The following is a 23,566-nucleotide window of genomic DNA, read 5'->3' as shown; positions in this document are numbered from 1 at the left end:
GGTTGGTCGAGGATTAAAATTTGAAAGCTTTTCTTTAAAAATAGAAGAAATGATCTAGATGAAGTTAGCAAAAACTCAATTGAAGCATTAGTACATAGCTTAGAAACAATAGAAGAATCAATTTGATAAATTACTTTCAGAAAAGTGCAAAAAAGATAAAAATTATTAGCCCAGGGGTTGGTATTATAGTAGCAATGACATACAAAGCTGCAATACACATAGGTTTGAAACATCTTATACAGTTGGAGCATATATGGGATTGAGCCCAAGACAGTATGCTTCTGGGGAGATTGATCGACATGGAAGTATATCAAACAATGGAGTGCAGAAGTATGCTATATGAGGCTGCGCAATCCTTGCTGACAAGATGTAAGAGAAAATTTAAGTTAAAAAGCTGGGGATTAGCAAAAAAGAAAGGTATGAAGAAAGCAATTGTTGCTGTAGCGCGGAAGTTGTCAGTAATTATGCATAGGATGCTAATTGATAGAAAAGAATTTTGTTATCAATAAACACTAAAGGAATATAGGTATAATTTTATTGAAAGTAAAGATAGTAATGCCGATGGAAGCGATAAGCAAGAACAGAGGATGAAGCTAAGACTTCGTATTAGTTGTATTAAATAAGATTTGAACTGACACTTAGAACAAAAAATAAGAGAAATGAGTACAATGCAAAAAAAAATACTAAAACTAGGATTTTAGCAAGACAACTAGGAAATGTGTCACAAGCGTATGGGATATTCAAATTTTATCGCTTCAAGGAGTTATACGAAAATGGAGATGAGATAAGTAAGAAAGTTTGCAAACAGAGTTTCGGAAGACATAGAAAGATCTGTATAGCAACAGAATTTCCAGCATATAAAAAATGAGCTGAGAAAAAAATAATATCTGAAGGTGGATAGTTGAAACTTTCAAAAAAAGGCTTAAAGCACTAGAAGCAAAAATCATGCAAGATGGCTAACAGAATTACAGCTTTAGAAAAAGTGAAAGAACAAAGATAGTGAAATTGATACTCAGGTTAGGGAGTGTTCAACAAACTGAATCAAACAAGAAAAATATTAATATAAAACATGGAATGAACGAAAAAACATCGAATAAAAACAGTGGATTAGTAGACTATAAAGAGTTAGAAAACAACATATTATCGTCCATCCGAGAAACTAACTGGAAAAGGAGGAACTGCTAATCAAAAAGTTACTAGAGGCTAGTTTAGAAGGTGAAATACCTATCAAATGAAGATGAAGAAAATAATCGTAGGAATGGCAAAAGTTCAAAGACTATATATACAGATGCAGACTCATTTGAGCTTTCGAGATAGAGATGGAAGTTTTGAGCCACAAAAAAAAGACAGACATCCTGAACTTGAAGCAAAAATTCTTAGTATGTTTGCAAGAGTTATAAAATCGCATATCGAAGAAATTATAAGATATCAGCAGCAGCAATATTACAATTACCAATGAGTGGCGCAGTCGGTCATATTTACCCAATAATTTGTATGGTTTTTCAAAGTAAGCAAATTCGGCATAGATCAAAAAAAGAGGCTTTTATTTGGCAGAAAGCGAGGGTTTTGGTTAGGAGTATTGAATGATCTCAAAGTGTAGAATAATTGCCAGCATAGATGGGCTCAAAAGCTTTCCATAAACAACGTATTTCCCAACGCAGAAGTGCAATTGTGTATAATGCATCAGATAAACTAAAATATGTATCCAGCAAAATGAATGATTTGAAGAAAAGCTTCAAATAGAGAAATCGCTAAAAATTTGAGCTGGAAGAAAAATGGGAATGTAGTGGCAAAATAATTGGGAAACTGGCTATTTTAAGTACTCAGATCCTGTTAGGCGGATAGTTTACACTACCAATCCCATAGAGGGACTGCACAGGCAAATCAGGAAAAAACCAATTTACCAGTACAAATGCCTTGTACAAGCAATTATACTGTGCTATAAAAAAGATAGAGCAAAATTGGACTATACCAAATTGGGCTTTAACCATCTCTCAACTTGATATTTTCTTTCCTAATAGATTAAAAATTCAGTTGAGTTTTTGACACAGTTTGTTGAATACTCCCGAAAAACATTAAATCAGGATTCTGATAGTATATTTAAATTCTTCTGTCAGTTAATTCGTCACTGTCAGATTAAGTGATGTCTAGTACACTTTTGGTGAGTTTACCTTACATCCTTCATAATCAGCGTCATTACATATAAGCAATAATGCTACATCACTTTGTTTTTGCTCTATTGCATACAACAACATTTCTTTTAAAATATTTTGTTCTTCTTCTATTAACAATTCTACAGTAAATTTTTTTACCATATATTTTTTTACTTCTTTCTAGTTTTTACAACTTGGTTTCTCCAAAGGAATCAGATGCAGAGTAATGTAAATTTAATTTTTATGTAGTTAGGTGCTCGCCTTGAGCTTTAGTATTAGATCTATTTTATAGATATTTACAGGTGAAATAGCAGTAGAGAAGAGAAACATAAATTACATAGATGTTGTAAGTGGTAATATTACACCTTACATATTCTATGTCACCCACTATCCAACAGTATATCAAAAACAAGAATTCGAACAATTAAAAAAAAGATATTGGATCTATGGGCAATTTGCTGTCACTGTTGGTAATGTAAATTCTTCAGATGTACAGAAATATATTGCAGAGCAAGAAGTTCATAATAAACATTTAACATCTCTGAGTTTTAAAACTTGCTTTATAAGTGTTACCACCAGCTAAAGCTGGTGGTAGTTGATAAACTTTTGCAATATGTAGAAATGTTTTATATTATTAATTCCTGTACAAATCGAAATTTAACCTAAAGTGGAGGGTAATTAGCATAAATCCCAGATTTTCACTATAACCTTAAATTAAGATTTATAGTTTTACCCAAGAATAGTTTTTGGGAATTAAAGCTGAAGAAAATCTTAATTAAAGACTATATAATTAATAATGCCTTCCAACAGTACTATTTGCTACTTTTCTATCTTGTAAAACTTTTTCCGTGTGGTTTCTAGGAGGCAAGTACGGTTTTTCATTAGATTGATCTTGGCTCATGTAGTTTGAATTTATATCTCTTTTTTGTGAATTACTTTGCGATAACTTTAATATTTCTTGCTTTAGTTCAACACCCTTATAATTATCACCAAGATTTTTAATTTTCTCTTTGTCTAATTTCTTTATTTGCATTAAAGAAGTGTCAATTACATCCGTTTTTATTTTCTCGGTATCTATTGGTTTGTTGCTATAAATGGTAATCCCACTCTTGTCTTCTTCACTATTGGCGCTATGACCTTGCTTTTTTATTTTTGCCATTACTATTTCTTTAAATGCACTACAAATAGCATTGATTATGCTTTGACCACAATCTGCGAAAAAAGATTTGATCGTTTTGAATCCTTCTGCTAAAGAGATGGTGCTTTTTTCAGTATATACATCTTCTTTTCCATTTTTACCACTGATCGCTATATCATCATAAGCAGCTACTGCATTTAAATTCTTAGGTTTAGGAGGTACTGATGGAGGAGATAATATTTCTTCAGTATTTTGATATATAGGCTCTTCAGATGTAGTTTTAATATCTTGAAGGTTTTGGTATATAGGCTCCACCTCTCTTAAATTCTCATTAATTGATTCTTGTTTTAATTCGTCATTTTTGAGATTTTTATTTTTTATGTCATTTAACACAGTATTACTTGCTGCAATTACCTGACCTAATACATCTGTTATTATTCCCTCAATATCTATTGATTTACTTCCTTTGACAATAATCTCAGACTTTTTTTCTTCGCTGTTTTTTACACTATAATTTTGTTCCTTGATTGCTTCCATTACTGTCTCTTTAAAGAAATTTTGAGTACCACGTATTGTTTTTTTATCGTCATAATCGTTCTCAACAAAAAATGACCTGATCTCTTTCATTGGCTTTGCTAAAGAAATAGTACTCTTCTCAACCGTAGCATATACTGGTTCTTTCAGATTTAAATTTTCATAAATGGGTTCGTGTACTAAATTGGTATTGATAAATTCTTGTACTTTTTCTAGATAATTAATATCTCCTGTTGTTTTTCCGTTTTTGTTTTTATGAAACGCCTGTACCCCTTCAAATTTAATATTTTTTATATCTTCAAAATTAAATCCATTCTTTTCAAGCCACTCTTTCTCTATTGATGATGTCAATACATTAACTTTCCTAATATTTCCTATACTATCATCAACCAGCATGACAGTCTTCGGTAAATTACCATGTTTATTCTTGTATTCTACAATTGCTTTACAAATATGTAAGTTCTTGCCAGCTTTACTTTGCTGTTCTTTTATGTCTTCTGGTAATTTAACATCATAATCTTTTGGAAAACCACCAAATATAGAGACTTGCTCTTTTGGTAATTCCAAATAATCCTCTACTACTTTTTTTACAGCATTTGGATATCCTGTATATGAAGCAACGCTGATTTCTATTCCACCTGAAAGCACGGACTGTAACGCAGTTTTTAACTCTTTCTCATTCTTGATTCCATCTGTGTTCTCAAGAAAGTTACTTATGTCATCATTAGTTACCACATATTTTCCTGCATTTTTCTGCTTCCATGGTTGTGAATGTATATGATATAAAGAGAATGCCAATCTGGAGAGATTGAGGCTGTAGAGGCGGCCTTTAAAGTGGCAGATGTATAGGAAAAAAAGATCTGAATATATTGAATAGGATCTTTGGCGACCTACTGAATAGTTTTAGCTATTTTAGGCTCTTTTGCCTAGAGTAAGGGTTGATATCCTTATAGTTATATGCCTTAAAACATATAACCATAGCGCTTCCAATTATCAATTGGTAGTCCTCTCATGGTGGGAATCCGTGAAAAGGGCTAAAAACGCTCCCTCTCTCTGATGTTGTACACGTGCTTTCTCTCCAGATTGGCACTAAATCAACAATAGGTCGATTAAAAAATCAACACAATATATCTAAAATAAACAATAACTCAGAGGATTCTATGAAACAAATTTTAAATTTGAATTTAAATCAGCAAAAATTAGCAATTTTTATGACGTATGTATACAAGTATACTTATTATTGCTGCAGGAGTAATACCAGATATATTTTTTGCAACTCCCAGTGTTGCTGGACGAACTGCTTGTAATTTTTCATATACCTCATTGGATAATCCTTTAACCTTTGAGTAATCAAAATCGTCTGGTATTTTTGTATTTTCTTCTTCTTTGAGAAATCTTAAATCCTCTTCTTGCCTTGCTAAGTATGGTTTATATTTTGCTTCAATTTCAATTTGTGCGCGCACTTCTCTTGAAAAGTGTTCCAATTCTGGCCATATTTTTTGTAATTTATCAAAATTCATATCCGTATAACCAAGCAGTTCAAGTGCTGTTTTTTTTGTTCCATCTTTAGCAGTGAATGGTAGAAGATCAAAATAATTTATTTTTAGATTTTCTAATGTGTCAGTAAGCCTATTTATTAGTGCAAGTTTATCTTGTAAAACTAAATATCTCTTTTGTGATACAGCAGAGATGTTATACCCTTTTGGCGTTAATCTTATGTCAGCATTGTCTGATCTGATTGTCAGCCTATACTCTGCGCGTGAAGTAAATAGTCTATACGGCTCTTCAGTTCCTAAAGTAACTAAATCATCAATCATAACACCTATGTATGCATCACGGCGGCTAAGAACAAAATTGTCTTTATTACCAGATGCAGAAAGTGCAGCATTGATTCCCGCTATAATGCCCTGCCCTGCTGCTTCTTCATAACCAGTTGTTCCATTGATCTGGCCAGCAAAGTATAATCCTTTTATTTTTTTTGTCTCAAGCGTGTGATATAGCTCTCTTGGATCAACATAATCATATTCAACAGCGTAACCTGGCCTGAGCATAACTACTTCTTCTAAGCCTTTTATACTTCTTAGCATTGCCTGCTGCACTTCAGCTGGTGCAGATGTAGAAATGCCATTTGGGTATATGGTGCTACTACATAACCCTTCTGGTTCAAGGAATATCTGATGGCTGTTGCGTTCAGCAAATCTTTTTACTTTCTCCTCAATGGAAGGGCAATACCTAGGAGCTTTAATTGCACCTAAATCAGAATGAGATGCAGATTTATGTAAATTCTCTCTAATGATCTTATGAGTATTTTCGTTCGTAGCAGTAATGTAACATGACACTTGCTTTTGCTTTATTTCTTTAGATAAGTAAGAAAAAGGCGTAGGAGGATTATCCCCCTTTTGCTCTTGCAGAACAGATAAGTCTATAGTATTACCATCCAGCCTTGGAGGCGTACCAGTACGCAGTCTTCCTAAGCTAAATCCATATTTTTTTAACGTATCTGCAAGTGCCACTTCTTGTTTCTCACCAACTCTGCCAGCTGGTGTTTTTTCTGCACCAATATGAATTATCCCACGAAGAAAAGTGCCAGTAGTAAGTATTACCCTACCTGCAAGTATATGCTGACCACTGCTTATGACAACACCATTTACTACTTTTTCAATATTGACTAAAATATCTTGAACTGACTCCTCTAAAACAGTCAAATTATCGTAATTTAAAATTACTTCCTGCATTGCTTTTTTGTAGAGCTGCCTATCTGCTTGTGCACGTGGTCCCCAAACTGCTGCACCTTTACTTCTATTTAAAATAGTTGAATGAATACTAGCTTTATCTATAACAGTTGCCATGACCCCATCTAAAGCATCTATTTCTCTAACAACTGTTCCCTTTGCAATCCCTCCTATTGCTGGGTTGCACGACATCTCCCCTATAGTTGATGTCTTGTGAGTTATAAGTAAAGTTTTAGCACCAATGCGTGCAGCTGCCGTTGCAGCTTCACATCCTGCATGTCCACCCCCAATTACTATGACATCATACTGATACATTTGCAGTAAAAGTTAAAATTTAGTTAACATGGTACGTAAAATATTATAATTTTGCAAATTATTGTATAAAAATCACAGTTGATTTATATATTTTTTATTAGAAAATAGCTTGCATTCTTTGCTCTTTTTGTTATAAGACATGTGGCGAATGGGCTTTTTATGTCTGTTGTACAAAATATTAATTATAGGTTAGATCTCATGAAAAAAATATTATCTATTACAACAGCTCTTACATCTTTAGTTGCATTTTATGGAATAAATGTTTTAGCTGATCCTTTAGTTGAAATTGAACAAAAAAATGTGAATAAAGAAGTTGAGCAAAGTAAGCAAAAAAAAATTTCTCGCTCTGATGAAGAATCTGATTCTGAAGTTTCAAGAGTGAACAAAGCAAAAACAAAACTTGAAGAAAGAGAGAAACGTGTTTGTGACAAAGGTTGTGGATGCAAGCATGACTCGTCCTTCAAAGAAGGACCTCGTATTACAATTGGCGGGGGATTTGATACTCAATTCCACAAAACATCTGATGTAAAGGATTATGATGTCATTCCTGGTGATGATAAGTTTGCAGACTCAAACGCTTTGTTTGGGGATTTCAGCCATGGTCTTGTTGGTGATTATAGTAAAACTTCTGGATCATCAGTAGATACTACGCTTAATATCAGAGCGGAAAACACAAATTATGATTTAGGTTTGATATATGGTGCTGATATAAAATTAAACGTACCAATAACAAAGTCTGGTAGTATGCGCAGCCGTGGTGCACATATTTTTGCCAATACTGAATTTGGTGATATGAACGTTGGTTTCATGGAAGGTGCAGAAAGCATAATGCGTGTTGATGCATCAAGAATTGCAGCTGGTGATGGTGGTGCAGATAGCGACTGGTTTAAAAAAGCTAATCTTGAAGGAAATAAAGGTAATTTTCCTTTTTATGTAACTCCACATCTTTACAGTGAATCACTTTTCAGTGAAAGCAACTGGCTTTCTTTCCGTGATTCGGTTAAGTACAATAAAAGTTTTATTGACACGCAACCATTTAGAATCTCTTATTTTTCACCAGCTTTCATGGGGCTTAAAGTTGGAGTAAGTTACTCACCAAACTACGATAGTGACTTGTTCGCAACTGGCGGTATGCAGAAAGTTAAATATCTTGAGCCAAATAATAAAATTGGAGAAGACTTTAATTCTGATATGGATCTAAGGCTTAAAGCAATGGCAGGTGAAGCAGCTGCAAAGATAAAGTATAAGAAGATTGATCAAGCTACGATAGACAAGATAATAAAAGTTGGTGCAGTAGATGCCGCAATACAGGCTGGTGTTGTTGATGATACTAAAAGAGATACGCTTATTGTGGCTATAGCTACAGAAATAGTTAAGGTATCTCATGTTCCAGATGTTGTAGATAATGATATTAAAGCAGCTATCCGTGAAATTGTTGGTTTAGAGGTAGCTGCAGATGTACACGATGATGTAGTAAATGCAGCTAAAGTTACGTGTCCTATTAAGAATGACATTATTGCTGCTGTTAAAGCTGATAAGAGCGTTCCTGATCATAGCACCACTGACGCGAATGATATGGCAAATAAAATTATTGCATCAGCAGCTAAAAAGATGGAAGCAGCACAACTAAACGTAGTAGATCTTGCAGCTGAAATGAAAAAGCATGCTGATATTACGTCTAAAGTGAAGTTTGGTACTGCTAAAGAGTTCTACACGTTGCTTGCAACTAGTGGTAACTACGTTGGCCCTAATTATGAAAATATAGTTAGCGGTGGTATATCTTATGACTATGACTTTGACGACTTTAAAGTTAAAGTTTCAGCAACTGGTGAGAGAGGGCAAGTAAAAGAAATTAAAGGTGATCGTTACGGCATGTATGGTAAGTACAATGACTTAATGGCTTTTAATTTAGGTCTTTCGGCAGAATACTTTGGTTTCAAATTTGCTGCTTCTTATGCTAACTTGGGTAAATCTGGTCAGCCAAAAGAAATCTGCGAAAGAGATAAAACAGATTTAAAGAAGTATAATTGTGATGGTAAGAAGATTGATAAGCTACAGAAAGACACTTATTATTGGACTGCTGGCGCTGGATATGAATTTGGTAGTGCATATGTAAGTGCAACTTACTTTAAGAGTAAGTCAGCTGAAGCTAATGAGCTTTCTGATATCGTCATTGGTGCTGAGTATAACTTAGCTCTAAACGGTAGTAAGAATCCTTTAGTTCCATATGTCACATGGCATCACTTTGATACTAATGAAAAAGATTTGCCTTCTGATAAGAAGAACAACAAAGGAGATATCTTCCTTGTTGGTGTTAAGCACAACTTCTAAATTACAAACTAGTTACTTGTAGCAATACAGGTAACTAGTCTTTTTATATCTTTTTGAGATTATTTTCTTTTTTTTAAATTCTTTAAATTTTAGAACTATTTAAAATATTCCTGTAGAGGTTTTACTTCTAAACTTTTATTTTTTAAACTCTGTATAGCAAGAGCTAAAGCCTTTGCACCAGGGATTGTAGTATTATATGGTATTTTATGTAGTACTGCTGTTTTTCTAATATCTGCGCTTTCTGATATTGATTTTTTTCCTTCTGAAGTATTTATCACTAAATCTATCTCTTTATCTAAAAGCATATCGACAATATGAGGCCTACCTTCTCTAACTTTATTTACCACCTTGGTTTCTATATCTTTTGTACTTAAGTATAAAGCAGTACCTTTAGTTGCATAAATCTTAAAACCTAAGTTTTGAAACATTTTAGCAATAGGTACAATCAATTCTTTATCACTTTCCTTTACTGAAATAAACACTTTGCCGTGTGTTGGTAATCTATGATTTGCTGCCAGATGTGCCTTGGCAAAAGCAATTTCGAATGATGAATCAATACCCATAACTTCACCTGTTGATTTCATCTCTGGACCAAGCAAGGCGTCAACACCGGCAAAACGTGAGAAAGGAAATACAGCTTCTTTTACGGCAACATGGTTTAATTTTTTTTCTTTTTCAATTTCTTTTATATCTTCAAGTTTTGCTCCGAGCATTATTTTAGTTGCAATTTTTGCAATAGGAATTCCAGTTGCCTTAGAAATAAACGGCACTGTTCTACTCGCTCTTGGATTAGCCTCCAGCACATAGATCTCATTGTTATAAATGGCATATTGTATATTGATAAGCCCTTTCACCTTTAAAGCTAAAGCTAATTTGATAGTTTGTTGCTTTATTTCGTGAGTTAAATGATCGTCTAGTGTATAAGGAGGTATAGAACATGCAGAATCACCAGAATGTATCCCAGCTTCTTCTATATGCTCCATAATCCCAGCAATATAAACTTGTTTGCCATCGCAGAGAGCATCAACATCAACTTCAATGGCATTAGTCAAAAACTCATCAATAAGCAGTGGTCCATAACTTAAAACTTTTGAGTAACTTTCAAGATATTTTTTAAGATCTGTCGTATCATGTAAAATTGACATAGATTGCCCACCTAAAACATAGGAAGGCCTAATCATAATAGGGAATCCAAGCTTACTTGCCCTATACATAACTTCATCTTCTGTGGAACAGATGTTACTCATTGGTTGTTTTAATTTAAGATTTTCAATCAATTCTTTAAACCTCATCCTATCTTCAGCAAGATCTATAGAATCAAATGATGTTCCTAATATTTTTATGCCACGCTTATTAAGAATTTTAGCCAATTTCAGTGGAGTTTGCCCGCCAAGTTGCACAATAACTCCTATCAATTCACCATTTTCTTTTTCCTTTTCCAGTATTTCAATAACATCTTCTGCTACTAATGGAGAAAAATAAAGACGATCAGAGATGTCATAGTCAGTTGAAACAGTTTCTGGGTTACAATTAATCATTATAGTTTCATAATCCATCTCTTTTGCTGCCCAAGCTGCATGTACGCAAGCATAATCAAATTCAATACCTTGACCAATTCTATTTGGACCACTTCCAAGTATTACAACTTTTCGCTTATCCGAAGGGTTCGCTTCACATTCAGTTTGCTCTATGGCATTGCCCTCATAGCAGCCATACATATAATTTGTGCTAACTTCAAACTCCGCTGCACAAGTGTCTATGTGCTTATAAACTTGTCTTATACCTAGCTGTTTCCTTATGCTTTCAATATCCTCCACCCTTTGTTTGCTTAGCTTAGCCAATCTATTGTCAGAAAATCCCATTTTCTTTAGTTGTAAAATTGCAGCTTTAGTTTTAGGAAATCCATTTTTTTTGACTTCATCTTCAGCCTGAATTATCTCCTCAATTTGCTTTAAAAACCACAGGTCATAGCCTGTGATTTCATTAATCTCATCAATACTAATATTATGGCGAATTGCATCGGCAATGATTAGCAACCTCTCTGGAAGTGGTTTTGCAAGTAGAGATTTTATATAATCAATATCAGAATTTTGAGGCAATACTTCATCTAAACCAATATAATCATTTTCTAGCGAGCGCAGGGCTTTTTGTAAAGATTCAGAAAAACAGCGCCCAACTGACATAACCTCACCAACAGACTTCATTGAAGTTGAAAGTTCTTTACTTACCCCAGGAAACTTATCAAAATCAAAGCGTGGTATTTTGGTTACGATATAATCCATTGCTGGCTCAAAAGCAGCAGGTATAACCGGTGCAACATCGTTACGTATCTCATCGAGTGTGTAACCTATAGCTAATTTTGTTGCAATCTTTGCTATGGGGAAACCTGTGGCTTTGGAAGCAATTGCTGAGGAACGTGAAACTCTGGGATTCATTTCAATTACAAGTAAGCTGCCGTCTTCTTTGGGATTAACGGCAAATTGCACATTAGCACCACCTGCACTTACTCCTATTTCTCTCAGAACTGCAATTGATGCCTCTCTCATTTTTTGATATTCCGCATCACGTAAAGTGAGTGCTGGAGCTACTGTGATACTATCTCCCGTATGCACACCCATAGGATCTATGTTTTCTATGGAGCAGACAACTATACAATTATCTTTAGAATCTCTAATAACCTCCATTTCATACTCTTTCCAACCAACTACTGACTCATCTATTTGTATCTCACCAATTGGAGAAGCCTCTAGCGCTTCATTAGCTTTTTTTAGAAATTCCTCTTTATTGTAGGCTATCCCACTTCCTGTACCTGCTAAAGTAAAAGAGGATCTAATGATTGCTGGTAGCCCTATATAATCCAGTGCATCTCCTATTTGCTCTATATTTTTAATTATTATGCTTTTGGGATATTTGAGCCCTATATTATCCATAGCAGCACAAAATAAACTTCTATTTTCAGCCTTTTTTATTGCCTCTTCATTGACGCCTAAAAGCTCAATGTTGTACCTACTTAATACACCACTAGCTCCTAGCTCCATGGCGCAATTTAGAGCAGTTTGCCCACCCATAGTTGGTAATATTGCGTTTGGCTTTTCTTTTACGATAATTTTTTTTATAATTTCAGGTGTTACTGGTTCAATATAGGTAGCATCAGATAGTTCTGGATCTGTCATAACTGTTGCCGGGTTAGAGTTAACAAGAATAACTCTATAACCTTCGCTTTTGAGCACCTTGCAAGCTTGAGTTCCAGAATAATCAAATTCACATGCCTGTCCTATAATAATTGGGCCTGCCCCTATTAGTAAAATAGATTCTATATCTGTGCGCTTTGGCATAATTATTTACTTTCTTCATTATTTATTAAAGTATATAGACTTTTAGGAAAAAGAAATGATAAAATTTAAAGTAACCAAACAATCGAGTAAAGCGAGAATTGGCGAAATTCACACTCCTCATGGCACTATTTACACCCCAGCTTTTATATTCTGTGCAACCAAAGCTGCAATTAAAGCTGTAGATACAGAAAGAGTTGCAAGTTGCAATACACAGATCATTTTATCTAACACTTATCATCTTATGCTACAGCCAGGAGAAGATAAAGTAGCAAAGCTTGGTGGGCTACATAAATTTATGAACTGGAGCAAACCAATGCTTACTGATTCTGGTGGTTATCAAATATTTAGTTTAGGTCACGGCTCAGTTGCCGAGGAGATTAAGGGGGTAAGAAATAATACTAAAAGGACATTGATTAAAATCACTGAAGATGGAGCAGTTTTTCGCTCTTATATTAATGGTCAAGAGTACTTACTTACGCCAGAAAGATCAATACAGATACAACAAAAATTAGGAGCAGATTTAATTGTTGTTTTGGATGAATGCACTCCATTTCACGTCAGTCGAGAATATACAGAAAAGTCAATGAAGATGAGTCACAGGTGGGCTGAAAGGTCTTTGGTTGAATTTCAGAAGAATGATAGTGGCAAACAAGCTCTTTATGGTATTATCCAAGGAGGAGTTTATGAAGATTTGCGCATAGAGAGTTGTGAATTTGCAAATAGTATGCCATTTTTCGGTCAAGCAATAGGAGGGTCTTTAGGTAGTAGCAAAGAACAAATGCATGACATTGTTGCATTTACAACCAGCAAATTAGCTGAAGATAGGCCGACCCACTTACTTGGTATTGGTGGTATAGAAGATATATTTCATGGAGTAGAACTTGGCATTGATACCTTCGATTGCGTTCATCCAACGCGTCTAGCAAGGCATGGTAGTGCACTAGTTAAAGCAGAGAATAGAAATTCTTTTTCTTCTAAGCGTAAAGAGCATATCAATTTGCGCAATCAAAGATTTAAATTAGATAAAGATCCTATTGAAAGCGATTGTCAGTGTTTTACGTGCCTGAGCCACTCAAGAGCATATATTCATCATCTTTTAAAAGCAAAGGAGCTCCTTGCCTGTAGCTTAATTACAACACATAATATTTATTTTATGAATAGTTTGATGTCATCAATTAGAAAAGCAATTATTAACAATACTTTAAAAGATGAGAGAAAAAATTGGGTTTAAAAATTAATATAAATATTTTATTATAAAATATAATATATCATAATTATTATTATTTTGTAATATAATTGAATACATATTTAGAGAGGAGTGTTTCATGTCAGGTACAAAGTCAAGTGGGGGACAATCTTCTAAAGGTTTTCTTCACTGGCTGAAAAACACTTGGCTAGGCAAACTTTGGAATTGGATTGTGAGCTGTTTTAGACCAGAACAAGAAGAAACAGAGCCTGGTTCAGCTTCAAAAAAGGAAGTAGTAGTAGCAAGTGATGATAATGAATCTAAGTCTCCTGAGGTAGGACAAGAAAAGGATAGAGAATCAAGCCAAAGTAGAGAAAAAGTTCGTGAAGATGTGCAAAAAGAGGATAGTGACTTACCACAAACTCCAATTAATTCTAAACCACCTACAATGTCACGATCTTCATCAAAAGCTTCTCTAAGTAAATATAATAATCTAGAGCCTGATAGTGAACAAGTAATTAATGGTCAATTGGAGTTTGATGACTGTGAGATCAGTCAGACTTCATTTTGCCAAAAAGCTCAAGAACCTTCATCACAACTGGAGCGAAAACCTGATAGCAGCGACACAAAAGGAGAAAAGGGTAATAGAAAAAGGAAGAATGATTCTGAAACAAATGATATACCCTATAAGATTAGTAAAAAAGAAGATCGGATAAAGAAGAAAGCACATAGAAATCAAACTCCTAACCCAAACCTATCAGGCTCTAGTTCTTCATCAACTTTATCAAATAGTCAAAAGCATTGATTTAATTTTAAAAGCTAAAGTATGTTGGACATTAGTGGTTACATTATTCAATTGAAACTTTATATTAAGTAATACATACTTAATATATGTTACTTTTTTATTACTTATGGTAGACTATAGCAAAATATTTGCTAATAAAATAAAAGATATAAAAGATGAGGGGCGTTATCGTCAATTCATAGGGTTTATATCTTCGCCAGATCAGCTTCCTTACAAAATAGATTGTGAACACAAAAAAAATGTTGTTGTTTGGTGCAGTAACAATTATCTAGGGATGGGACAGAATGAAAAAGTTATCGCTGCAGTTAAGAATTCCTCTACTAATATAGGAGCGGGAGGAACAAGAAATATCTCAGGTACTACAAAGGAAGTTGTAGAATTAGAAGAATCTTTGGCTGATCTGCATCAGAAAGAAACTGCTTTAACTTTTGCCTGTGGTTATTTAGCTAATCAGACTACCTTAAGTACTTTACTTTCAATTATTCCCGAAGTGGTGGTCTTTTCTGATGAAAAAAACCATTACTCTATGATAGAGGGAATGAAAGTTGGTAAAAGCCCAAAATATATATTTAAACATAATGATGTAGATGATCTTAGGTCCAAACTAAATCTTGTTAGCAAAGAAGTACCAAAAATAATAGCGTTTGAATCTATCTATTCCATGGATGGAAACATTGCACCTATTAAGCAGATATGTGACCTTGCTGAGGAATATAATGCCCTTACTTATTTGGATGAAGTGCATGCAGTTGGGATGTACGGCAAGCGTGGTGGTGGCATAGCTGAGGAGCATAATCTTATGGATAGAGTGACTGTAATTCAAGGTACCCTTTCTAAAGCGTTTGGAGTGATGGGTGGATATATTGCATCTTCAAAAGATTTAATTGATGTTGTTAGAAGCTTTGCTCCTGGATTTATCTTTACTACTGCACTATCACCTATCTTAGCAGCTGCAGCAAGAGCAAGTGTTGAGCATTTAAAATTCAGCAGTACTGAAAGAAAAAAACAGAAAGAGATGGTAAAAAAAGTCAAATCTTCTTTTACAAAAGCTGGGATAAAATTTGCACCTAATGAAACTCACATTATTCCGGTAATTATAGGAGACCCAGTATTGTGTGAAAGAGCATCCAAAATGCTATTTAATGAATATAACATTTATGTACAACATATAAACTACCCTACAGTTCCAAGAGGCACAGAACGGTTTAGAATCACTCCAACTCCATACCATAATGATAGTATGGTTGAACACCTCACTAGTTCACTTGTGAAAGTCTTTGAAGAATTATCGATACCACTACAGCTTAAAAATTTGCATGTAGAATATAATTAATACTGATTTTGTATTCTTTTTTAAGTGTGAAAGAATAAAGATTTGTATCTAGAGTAAAAACCTTCTTTGGAAATTTAGTATGCTTAAATAAAGAGAGGAAGATCGTACCAGATAATCAAGTAAAAATAACACTCTCAGCATTATCTGTAGGCCTTTCAATGATCTTACCGATAGTGCTAACTGTTTCTCCACTTTTAATTAAGCTATCACAAACATCAGCTATATTATCTTGTGCTATCACTAGCACCATCCCTATGCCACAGTTGAATGTTTTTAACATTTCTTCTTTTTCTACTTTACCTTCTTTGCTGAGCCAAGTAAAAATTTCTGGCCATTGCCAAGAATCTATCTCTGCTGCTGAATGATTTGGCAGAATTCTCGGTATATTATCTATTAATCCTCCTCCTGTGATATGAGCAATGCCCTTGATTTGAGACATGATAGGTAGCAGAGTGTTTACATAAATCTTTGTTGGCTCAAGCAGAACCTCCCCCCATGACTTTCCATGCCAAGGAGATAGATCACTATAATTTATGTTGCAGTTTTTGATTATGTTTCGGACTAAAGAAAATCCATTAGAGTGAATTCCGCTGGAGTGCACACCAATTATAGCGTCACCTGCAGTTATGTTTTGCGGCAAAATTTTGTCCTTATCTACTACTCCAACTGCAAATCCTGCTAAGTCATATGCACCTTTTTTATACATGCTAGGCATTTCAGCTGTCTCTCCACCAATTAACGCCACTTTTGCTTCTTTACAGCCAATACCAATACCATTTATTACAGATAATACTATCTCTTCATTGAGACTACCTGCTGAAAAATAATCAAGGAAAAACAAAGGTTCTGCTCCTTGGGCTAGTATATCATTCACACACATAGCTACCAGATCAATACCAATAGTGTCATGTTTACCAATCTCTTCAGCTATAAGCAATTTTGTACCAACACCATCGGTGGAAGAAACTAGTACAGGATTTTTATATTTTTTACATAAAATAGCAAAATCAAATAGTGCAGCAAAAGATCCTATACCACCAATTACTTCATCTCTAAAGGTTGACTTTGCAATTGGTTTAATTTTTTTTACTAACTGATTACCCAGTTCAACATTCACTCCAGATTCTAGGTAAGTCCGCATAAAATTATTAAAATAGTATTAACTGATTGTAATGAAAATATAAGCAAGAATCAATGAGGAATTGACAATTATACAACTAGCTCCTACATCTTAGGAATGGATCAAGACATCTTATTATCTGTTATTGAGCTTATAACTGCACGTTTATTTCATGACTTTGCCAGTCCAATGAATGGTATAATAAACAGTGTAGAGTTTTTTGAAAGTGACAGTGTAGAAGAAGAATCCTTATCCATTCTACGAGATGGTTCCAATTCACTGCTACATAAGTTTAAAATAATGCGGCAAGCATACAGTTTTTCAGAAAGTAACTCAAGTTTTGCAGAAACAAAAAATAATATTATAAATTACCTATCTTATAAAAAAATTGCAGTTGAGTGGGGTATAGAAAATTTAGATGTAGAAGATGAAGGTTTAATTAGCAAAATAAACAAAGTAATTGCTAATATAGTAATACTTATAAACTATAAAATAACAAGCGGTAGTACAGTTTTATTAACAGTAAAAAGAGCAGATAGCAAAATAGCAATGGCTGTAGAGATAATTAAACAAAGTGAGAATATAAATTCAATACTTAAAACAGCCTTGGAGAATGTAAACAATAATCAATTAGATACAAAAAATATAAACGCCTATTTCCTACATTTGTTACTCAAAAGTTACAACGCTAATATTAAATATGATAATGATGATGCTGTAAATATTGTATTTCCTCGCACATATTGATTACAATTTTAGCATGATATGAAAAATTATACCTTTTAATATATAAACATTTTAATTGACTTTATTTATATATTAAGTTAAGCATTTACTTTCTTCCCAATAAAAAGGTAATATATGTTAGATATTAAAAATATTAGTGAAATTGATCAATTAGCTATTATCACATCAGAAGAAGATGTTAAAATTTGTCTTTCAAATCTTGAAAATTTAGATACTGATTCTACGTATGAAGAGAAGGATCAGTTTTGTCGTATGATTTGCACAGAAGATAAAAATGCTGAGATTTGCTCTATACTTATAGAAAGCGACAATCAAATTATATAGCTTAATACAACTCCTAAGAAATATTTTATGTTTTTTAGGAGTTTTGTGAAATTTTAAAAACTAATCTCTAAGTAGATATAGAAGGGATTCTCGTATTTCATAAGCTAAAGTTTTCATTTATATGCAAATAAAACAACTAAGTTACGATGAGCTAATTGCGTGGCTGCGTCTTATCCGTACTGTAAACATTGGTCCTGTAACTTTTTTTGCTTTTTTAAAAGTATACAAAACACCAAAGAATGTATTAGAACATTTACCAACTCTTATAAGTAACTCTGGTGCAAATAACAAAATATCAAAAATATGTGCAGTAGAAGAAGCAGAAAAGGAGTTAGAAAATGCAAAAGCAATAGGAGCTAAAGTTATAGCAGTATGCGAACCTGATTATCCAGAAAGTCTAAGAAAAATTGCTGACTTTCCTCCTGTTATTACAGTGCTTGGAGATATTTCTTTACTTAAGAAAAATATAATTGCAATTGTTGGTGGGCGTAATTCCTCTATAAATGGTAGGAATTTTGTAAATAAGCTAGCGTATGATTTAAGTCAAGCTGGATTTATCACAATTTCTGGTCTGGCAAGTGGCATTGACACTGCAGTAAATAGTATAATATTTCAAAATCATCCAACCATTGCAGTTACAGCTGCTGGTATTGACGTTGTTTATCCTAAGGAGAACTTGCATCTATATAACAAAATAGCAGAGAACGGTGGTTTAATAATTACTGAACTACCTTTTTCGACTAAACCAAAACCACAGTATTTCCCACAAAGAAACCGCATTATATCTGGATTATCCCTTGGTGTTGTTTTAATTGAGGCATCTAAGCGTTCTGGTTCTTTGATAACTGCAAATTTTGCTTTAGAGCAAAACAAGGAGGTCTTTGCAGTTCCAGGATCTCCTTTGGATCCACGTTGTGGCGGAAGTAACAATTTAATTAAAAAAGGTGCCAAGCTTGTAGAATCTGTCGATGACATAATAGATGGTATTCATTTTAGTTGCACCATTCAAAACAGCTTATTTGACGATGCCACTAATTATGGTAATGATGAGTATGCTGATGTTACAGATACAGAAGTGCAAAAAGCAAAAGCCATTGTTTTAAGTTGCATCGATTCTATGCCAACTGATATAGATGAAATCATTGCGGTAAGTGGGGTGCGCACTGAAATAGTATTAGTAGCACTATTGGAGCTAGAGCTAGCACAAAAAATAGAACGTTATCCAGGCAACAAAGTTGCTTTAGTGTTTGATTGTAAGTAATGCTAAATCCTAATTCAAGAAGTCAAGACTCTAAGCAAGATCTAATATGTATGATTAATAAAGGTTATTACAATAAAGATGTAAGATTAAATAAAAATTGAGATAGTTTGTAGACCTTATTACAATCATAAAAAATAAACACACCAATGAATGGATTCTAAGGTTAAGTTACGTCTGAATTGGATAGAGTTATGTAAAGAATTGGGCCATGCAGGAAAGAATATTATGGTATTGCGCGATTTACCTTACGTAAATGGTACAAACGTTATAAAGAGTTAGGTAAAAAGGGGTTAGTAGATCTCAGTAGTAGGCATAAAACTTCACCCTTACAAAAGGTCAAGGAGTCAGATAAGCAGCTCATTCTTCATCTGAGACAAACTAGAAAATTAGGGGTATTCAAACTGAACTAAAACGTTTACATGATCTTTCTTTTTCATTGGCTACCATACATAAAATTTTCAAAAAATGTGGTGTCAGTCTTTTGAATGTTAAACGTCACTATCGCAAACGGATTAGGTGTTATAACTGTAAAGTACCAGGAGAGCGTGTGCAGATGGATGTATGCAAAATAGCATCAGGACTTTATCAATACACTGCTATAGATGATTGTACACGTTATAAAGTCATTGCACTATACTCAAGACGTACTGCAAAAAATACTTTAAATTTCCTTGAACAACTAGAGACCCCCTGAGAAAGTGAGGAAACAGGTATGAAAAGAGAGAGAAAGATATAAAATAGCAGTTTTGGCAGAAGTTATGAAAAAGTGGCAAATATATATTCCGTCAATTTGCTGATAGCAGAATGCGAAAAAATAGTCGAAATAGTTAGTGGGAAAAAGTTAAAAAACAGGCGACGGAATCACATTAAAACGCTAGAAGACAAAATTTTATGTGTGTTAATATACTACCGAACGTATATAATGCATCCATTTTTGGGCTATTTGTTTAATTTACACAATTCAAATATTTGCTAAAAAAAATGGGTTAGCGAAAAAAATCAAGATCACAAAACCAGAAAAAATATTTTGGTAGATGTGACAGACACAGCAGCCAAAAGATAGCAAAAAGAGAAAGAAAACATAAAAACCGAAATGAAGAAAACGGACAAGGTTTCAAAATCTCATCGTGTTTAAGATACGAAAACAGTTCTACCAGTAGATAGCATAAAATATGCTGATTCTAGGGTTGGCAAAAATTGCAGAAAGTATAAAAAATACCGTAAAAAACCCCGGAGCAAAAGGATCATAGCTTGCGTCGTTTAGGTGGAAAATAAGACTCAAAGATATTTAAAATTATGTCACATGTAATTTTCAGAAAATATGAGGTTTAATATTATTTCTGGAACTTGAAGCATGGTTTTTTTGCTTTGGCCTAACTCATACCTCGTTACTAGTATACCGTTTCTCAGGGGATCTAGAGTAATAAATTTTAATACTTTAGACATGAAAGAATATGATTTCAGCTTTAAACATCCAACTCTCGAAAATACCAGTATTTCAAATTACTATAAAAATCTATATTCTATACCAGAAGATAAAAGAATTAATTTTGCAGTTGAAATTGATCTAATGCGGATTCTTATTTTACTTAAAGCAGGTGATGCGCTAATTGAATCGGGAAAAGCAAAGCCAGAACTGAAAGTAAAGCAGCAATCTATTTTGATTTTGATATATTGCCTAATAAAGAAGGTAAGAAAATTGGTAAGGTAAAAATTCCTGAAGATATTTTAGTATCTTTTTCTCAAAAAATGTTCGATCAAAATGTAATAGAAAACTCAATGATAGCTGTAAGTGAACCAAATAATGATGTGTTATTACGTGTCCATAATGATCTAGAATTTGTAATGGAAGGAAAAAAGGTAAGCAGTATTAGCTATGAACAAATATACCGTATCACTAAAAATGCACTAATTACTTCTAATACCAATAAGTATCTTACAGAAAATGAGGAGTATAAGATAGATAAAATGATACACTTGCTTATCAATACACTTGGCTTTGAATATAGTAGCATCTCGTCTGATTTTGAGCATAATAATACATTAAAAGAGCTTGAAGAAAATGTTATAGTGGATTCTGACCGTAGTTGGGATTCTTCCGTGTATGAATGTAAAGATTTAAACATTGTTACAACTCCATTAGAGCACACAACCGTACAGGAAGTAACAATTGATAATAAGAGTATAAAATTATAAATAAGAAAGGCTGCTATTTAAGCAGCCCGTAATTTTTAAATTTAAAGCACTTTACTAAAAATGCTATTGATACGATCTGAAAAAGCACTGGTGTCGCCTATTTCCTCACCTTCAATAATACAAGCTTGGTTAAATAGCAAGTGTATAATGTCCTCGAGTATAGAGCCTTCACCATCTTTAATATAAGACTTAATAATTCCTTTGATTACAGGATGCTTAACATTAATTTCCAAAATTTTTGCACTTTTATAACTCAGTTGCTTTTGCTCACGTAAAAAACGTTCCATTCTAATATCCATACCACTTTCACCGGCTGCAAGACATACAGGGCTGCTAGTTAACTTCTTTGAGACCTTAACACTGCTAACTGAGTCTCCTAATACTTTAGTAAAATACTTAATTAACGAATCTACCTCTTCTTCACTACTCTCATCTGAAGATTCATCTTTTTTACCTTCATCACTTTCTTGCACAGAGAATTTTTCTAAGTCCGTATCAACACGAGTTATAGATTTTAATTTATACTTTTGATATTCAGTCACAACGTTAGTCCAGAAATCATCAACTGGATCAACAAGCAGTAGTACTTCAAGCCCCCTACTAATAAACCCCTCAAGTTGTGGACTCTTTTTTATTGTTTCTATATTATTGCCAGTAAGGTAATATATATTATCCTGATCTGACTTCATTCTCTTTATGTAATCTTCAATACTAACTAGCGTATTATTATCATTCGCTGCTGTACTATAAAAACGGCATACAGAAAATAGCCTTTCTTTTCCATCTGTATCCATTGCTTCGCATAGACCCTCTTTTAAAACAGCACCAAAATTATCCCAAAATTTTGCATAATCACTTAAATCTTCCTCTGCTCTTTCTTTAAGAGCAGATATTACCTTTTTTACTAAGGACTGCCTTATCGTTCCAACAACTTTATTGTTCTGTAGTGTTTCTCTACTAATATTTAAAGGTAAATCTGGTGAATCAACAACACCTTTTAAAAAACGCAAATATCGTGGTATGATCTCTACATTATCTTCGGTAATGAAGACTTTATTGACATATAATTTAATAGAACAACGTCTGTCTGGGTGAAATAAATCAAAAGGTTTTATTGAGGGAATATAGAGTAAATTCGTAAACTCTATTGTACCCTCATTTTTATTATGTAATATCATCCATGGTTCACCACCAACATGGGCTACGCTGCGGAAAAATTCATTATGTTCTTCCGTAGTAATATCGCTTTTAGCTCTAGTCCAAATTGCAGATTTGCTATTTAATTTCTCACTATTACCTTTTTCATCTATGAACTCAATAGGGAAAGCAATATGATCAGAGTAAGTTGTTATAATATGTTCTACACGAAATTTGTCTAAAAATTCGTGTTCTTCAGGACGAAGCAGAAGAGTTATTTCTGTTCCTCTTAATAGTTCTTCATCTAAACTTCCTATTGTAAACTCACCATCACCTTTTGATTTCCATAGCCAAGATTCTTTCTCTCCAGCTTTTCTTGATTTGACAACAACTTCCGATGCAACCATAAATGCTGAATAGAATCCTACACCGAATTTTCCTATTAGCTCCACTGCTTGACTAGAATCTTTATTGTTTTTTACTGCATCTAAGAATTTCTGCGTACCAGAACTAGCAATTGTGCCTAGATTCTCTACTAAGTCTTGCTTATTCATCCCTATGCCATTGTCAATGATACAAAGCTTATGATTTTCTTTATCAATTTTAATTGTAATCTTAAGTTCATCCTGTGAATCGCTTAGATCTGGGTTAATTATAGAGCTAACACGTAGTTTTTCACATGCATCAGAAGCATTAGATATGAGCTCACGTAAGAAAATATCTTTGTTTGTATAGAGCGAATGTATGACTATATTTAATACTTTCCCTACTTCAGCATCAAACTTTAATTTTTCTTCTATGCTATTCATTGACTGCACCAAAAATTCCTATTATTTAGGATTTAATCATCACTTTAGCTCTTTTCAAGTGTACATACTTAAAATCAGTGAAATTTTGCATTAGCATGCAATTTATATTA

17 protein-coding genes and 2 pseudogenes are annotated in these 23,566 nt (G+C 33.6%); 13 read left to right on the top strand and 6 right to left on the bottom strand.

Annotated features, from left to right (window positions below):
• The first annotated feature begins 299 nt into the window (after window positions 1-299).
• Window positions 300-509, top strand: a complete 210-nt coding sequence (locus AACL09_RS02175; RefSeq protein ID WP_339047287.1) for a hypothetical protein — start codon at window positions 300-302, stop codon at window positions 507-509.
• 565 nt (window positions 510-1,074) lie between these two features.
• Window positions 1,075-2,046, top strand: a pseudogene (locus AACL09_RS02170) (transposase).
• Between the two features lie 101 nt (window positions 2,047-2,147).
• Here the strand turns inward: AACL09_RS02170 and AACL09_RS02165 are convergent.
• From AACL09_RS02165 to mnmG, 3 genes are all read right to left on the bottom strand, one after another.
• On the bottom strand, window positions 2,148-2,315 hold the full coding sequence (locus AACL09_RS02165; RefSeq protein ID WP_339047212.1) for a hypothetical protein: 168 nt from the start codon (window positions 2,313-2,315) through the stop codon (window positions 2,148-2,150).
• A gap of 628 nt (window positions 2,316-2,943) precedes the next feature.
• On the bottom strand, window positions 2,944-4,560 hold the full coding sequence (locus AACL09_RS02160; protein ID WP_339048576.1) for a hypothetical protein: 1,617 nt from the start codon (window positions 4,558-4,560) through the stop codon (window positions 2,944-2,946).
• A 464-nt stretch (window positions 4,561-5,024) separates the two neighbouring features.
• Complete coding sequence (gene mnmG / locus AACL09_RS02155; RefSeq protein WP_339048573.1) at window positions 5,025-6,872, bottom strand: tRNA uridine-5-carboxymethylaminomethyl(34) synthesis enzyme MnmG; 1,848 nt, start codon at window positions 6,870-6,872, stop codon at window positions 5,025-5,027.
• A 159-nt stretch (window positions 6,873-7,031) separates the two neighbouring features.
• On the opposite strand from mnmG, the gene AACL09_RS02150 reads away from it, so the two are divergent.
• Window positions 7,032-9,203, top strand: coding sequence for a porin (locus tag AACL09_RS02150; RefSeq protein WP_339048571.1), 2,172 nt, complete (start codon window positions 7,032-7,034; stop codon window positions 9,201-9,203).
• A gap of 95 nt (window positions 9,204-9,298) precedes the next feature.
• On the opposite strand, the gene carB is transcribed toward AACL09_RS02150, so the two are convergent.
• Window positions 9,299-12,538 (bottom strand): carbamoyl-phosphate synthase large subunit, encoded by a 3,240-nt coding sequence (carB, locus tag AACL09_RS02145; protein ID WP_339048570.1) that lies wholly within the window; start codon window positions 12,536-12,538, stop codon window positions 9,299-9,301.
• Window positions 12,539-12,593: 55 nt separating this feature from the next.
• Between carB and tgt the strand changes: the two genes are divergently transcribed.
• The 3 genes from tgt to hemA all read left to right on the top strand — a co-directional run bounded on the left by tgt (window position 12,594) and on the right by hemA (window position 15,862).
• Entirely contained in the window at window positions 12,594-13,769 is a 1,176-nt protein-coding gene (tgt, locus tag AACL09_RS02140; protein ID WP_339048567.1) for a tRNA guanosine(34) transglycosylase Tgt, read from the top strand.
• A gap of 94 nt (window positions 13,770-13,863) precedes the next feature.
• The gene (locus tag AACL09_RS02135; protein WP_339048565.1) at window positions 13,864-14,529 is read left to right on the top strand and encodes a hypothetical protein; all 666 of its coding nucleotides are present in this window, start codon (window positions 13,864-13,866) and stop codon (window positions 14,527-14,529) included.
• Window positions 14,530-14,635: 106 nt separating this feature from the next.
• On the top strand, window positions 14,636-15,862 hold the full coding sequence (hemA, locus tag AACL09_RS02130; RefSeq protein ID WP_339048563.1) for a 5-aminolevulinate synthase: 1,227 nt from the start codon (window positions 14,636-14,638) through the stop codon (window positions 15,860-15,862).
• A gap of 115 nt (window positions 15,863-15,977) precedes the next feature.
• On the opposite strand, the gene purM is transcribed toward hemA, so the two are convergent.
• Window positions 15,978-17,003: a phosphoribosylformylglycinamidine cyclo-ligase gene (gene purM / locus AACL09_RS02125; protein ID WP_339048561.1), complete on the bottom strand. Its 1,026-nt coding sequence runs from the start codon at window positions 17,001-17,003 to the stop codon at window positions 15,978-15,980.
• A 96-nt stretch (window positions 17,004-17,099) separates the two neighbouring features.
• On the opposite strand from purM, the gene AACL09_RS02120 reads away from it, so the two are divergent.
• From AACL09_RS02120 to AACL09_RS02090, 7 genes and pseudogenes are all read left to right on the top strand, one after another.
• Entirely contained in the window at window positions 17,100-17,729 is a 630-nt protein-coding gene (locus AACL09_RS02120; protein ID WP_339048560.1) for a histidine phosphotransferase family protein, read from the top strand.
• A 114-nt stretch (window positions 17,730-17,843) separates the two neighbouring features.
• Window positions 17,844-18,053, top strand: a complete 210-nt coding sequence (locus AACL09_RS02115) for a hypothetical protein (protein ID WP_339048558.1) — start codon at window positions 17,844-17,846, stop codon at window positions 18,051-18,053.
• A gap of 121 nt (window positions 18,054-18,174) precedes the next feature.
• Complete coding sequence (dprA, locus tag AACL09_RS02110) at window positions 18,175-19,314, top strand: DNA-processing protein DprA (RefSeq protein WP_339048556.1); 1,140 nt, start codon at window positions 18,175-18,177, stop codon at window positions 19,312-19,314.
• A gap of 481 nt (window positions 19,315-19,795) precedes the next feature.
• Entirely contained in the window at window positions 19,796-20,008 is a 213-nt protein-coding gene (locus tag AACL09_RS02100) for a hypothetical protein (RefSeq protein ID WP_339048554.1), read from the top strand.
• Between the two features lie 144 nt (window positions 20,009-20,152).
• A pseudogene (locus tag AACL09_RS06350) lies at window positions 20,153-20,287 on the top strand (transposase family protein); the annotation flags it as partial.
• Between the two features lie 471 nt (window positions 20,288-20,758).
• Entirely contained in the window at window positions 20,759-21,025 is a 267-nt protein-coding gene (locus AACL09_RS02095; RefSeq protein ID WP_339048552.1) for a hypothetical protein, read from the top strand.
• Complete coding sequence (locus AACL09_RS02090; RefSeq protein WP_339048550.1) at window positions 20,989-21,510, top strand: hypothetical protein; 522 nt, start codon at window positions 20,989-20,991, stop codon at window positions 21,508-21,510. Before AACL09_RS02095 ends, AACL09_RS02090 begins: the two co-directional genes overlap by 37 nt.
• A 41-nt stretch (window positions 21,511-21,551) precedes the next feature.
• Here AACL09_RS02090 and htpG read toward each other — a convergent pair whose 3' ends face one another.
• Window positions 21,552-23,456, bottom strand: a complete 1,905-nt coding sequence (gene htpG / locus AACL09_RS02085; protein ID WP_410519809.1) for a molecular chaperone HtpG — start codon at window positions 23,454-23,456, stop codon at window positions 21,552-21,554.
• Between the last annotated feature and the right edge of the window lie 110 nt (window positions 23,457-23,566).

The sequence above is a fragment of the Candidatus Mesenet endosymbiont of Phosphuga atrata genome (assembly GCF_964020175.1).
Classification (GTDB): Bacteria; Pseudomonadota; Alphaproteobacteria; order Rickettsiales; family Anaplasmataceae; genus Mesenet.
Note: the sequence above shows the minus strand (reverse complement) of the source record. Positions and strands in the feature narration are given on the sequence as shown.

What these genes read in the sequence shown, in the direction of transcription:
- AACL09_RS02175 (WP_339047287.1), top strand. Translation starts at nt 300, where the DNA reads ATGGAAGTATATCAAACAATGGAGTGCAGAAGTATGCTATATGAGGCT.
- AACL09_RS02165 (WP_339047212.1), bottom strand. Translation starts at nt 2,315, where the DNA reads ATGGTAAAAAAATTTACTGTAGAATTGTTAATAGAAGAAGAACAAAAT.
- mnmG (WP_339048573.1), bottom strand. Translation starts at nt 6,872, where the DNA reads ATGTATCAGTATGATGTCATAGTAATTGGGGGTGGACATGCAGGATGT.
- AACL09_RS02150 (WP_339048571.1), top strand. Translation starts at nt 7,032, where the DNA reads ATGTCTGTTGTACAAAATATTAATTATAGGTTAGATCTCATGAAAAAA.
- carB (WP_339048570.1), bottom strand. Translation starts at nt 12,538, where the DNA reads ATGCCAAAGCGCACAGATATAGAATCTATTTTACTAATAGGGGCAGGC.
- tgt (WP_339048567.1), top strand. Translation starts at nt 12,594, where the DNA reads ATGATAAAATTTAAAGTAACCAAACAATCGAGTAAAGCGAGAATTGGC.
- AACL09_RS02135 (WP_339048565.1), top strand. Translation starts at nt 13,864, where the DNA reads ATGTCAGGTACAAAGTCAAGTGGGGGACAATCTTCTAAAGGTTTTCTT.
- hemA (WP_339048563.1), top strand. Translation starts at nt 14,636, where the DNA reads ATGGTAGACTATAGCAAAATATTTGCTAATAAAATAAAAGATATAAAA.
- purM (WP_339048561.1), bottom strand. Translation starts at nt 17,003, where the DNA reads ATGCGGACTTACCTAGAATCTGGAGTGAATGTTGAACTGGGTAATCAG.
- AACL09_RS02120 (WP_339048560.1), top strand. Translation starts at nt 17,100, where the DNA reads ATGGATCAAGACATCTTATTATCTGTTATTGAGCTTATAACTGCACGT.
- AACL09_RS02115 (WP_339048558.1), top strand. Translation starts at nt 17,844, where the DNA reads ATGTTAGATATTAAAAATATTAGTGAAATTGATCAATTAGCTATTATC.
- dprA (WP_339048556.1), top strand. Translation starts at nt 18,175, where the DNA reads ATGCAAATAAAACAACTAAGTTACGATGAGCTAATTGCGTGGCTGCGT.
- AACL09_RS02095 (WP_339048552.1), top strand. Translation starts at nt 20,759, where the DNA reads ATGAAAGAATATGATTTCAGCTTTAAACATCCAACTCTCGAAAATACC.
- htpG (WP_410519809.1), bottom strand. Translation starts at nt 23,456, where the DNA reads ATGAATAGCATAGAAGAAAAATTAAAGTTTGATGCTGAAGTAGGGAAA.